At 41.3% G+C, this 989-nt stretch carries 1 protein-coding gene; it reads left to right on the plus strand.

The window, feature by feature from the left end; genetic code table 11:
* The coding region (locus tag CLHUN_RS22295; protein WP_165755832.1) for a hypothetical protein at positions 1-989 on the plus strand (989 nt) is incomplete at both ends.

Raw genomic sequence — 989 nt, forward strand, 5'->3', positions numbered from 1 at the left:
CTTAATTGGTTTTTGGATTATACAGAAAAGAACAATATTAAGTGGAAGGACTTTTATGCCAAGGTGGAGGCATATTTCACGGCTCACAGCCAAAAGGCAGCCTTGGATGACCTGACTGAAAAGACCGGCAGTATGAACCAGGGAGAGGAATCTACAGCCAATAGCCTGGCAGCGGCTGCAGCGGGAGAACAGTACAAGGCTCCCTTCAGCTATGACCGGTATGCAGAAGACAAGGTTGAAATGAATACTGGAAACCTTGCAGTAGAAAATGAGGATGTTTACCTCCCTGGGAAAAACGGTCTGGATTTAACCTTGACCTCTCGATACAATTCAGGTGAAGAACTCGGTGAAACTGAATATGTAAAAATAAACCAGTCATTTTTCAGGTATAACCTTGAGGTAAGGCGTAAAGTAATACTGAATAATTATGCCTATACTGAAATTGCCGATGAGCTGGTCAGGTCATATAATCTTATCAATAGAGAAGAGTTCTTGAGAGTACAGAATATATATAATGTTGAACCAAATATAAGAGGGGTTTCACCGGACGGTCAATATGTATATGTCTATTATACGAAAGAAAAGGGGAGCACCCTGGTCAGTGGAAATATAGATGACATACACAGGAACTATACCCCCACCCACCATCAAAAACAGTCTCCCCTTGGAATAGGCTGGGGCTTTGAATTTGATTCCATTGAAATAGTCACCTATGATACATATTATAATGTCCGTGAGAAAAAGGATTCCAGATTTTACGACCGGGCCATAGGCAAGTATTTGCACCTGGAAAACGGACAGAAATACAAAATAAAGGATAATCTTGAGCTGGAAGGCTATAGCCTTAAGGACATGCAGTTAAAATATGACAATACCTGTATAAACGGACAGGGCATTGTTTCTCAATATGTCTTGCAGTATAAGGACGGCATAAAAAAGTATTTTGCCGCTGACGGAAGACTGCTGAAGAAGGTGGACAGATTCGGCAA

The sequence above is a fragment of the Ruminiclostridium hungatei genome (assembly GCF_002051585.1).
Lineage (GTDB): Bacteria > Bacillota > Clostridia > Acetivibrionales > DSM-1351 > Ruminiclostridium > Ruminiclostridium hungatei.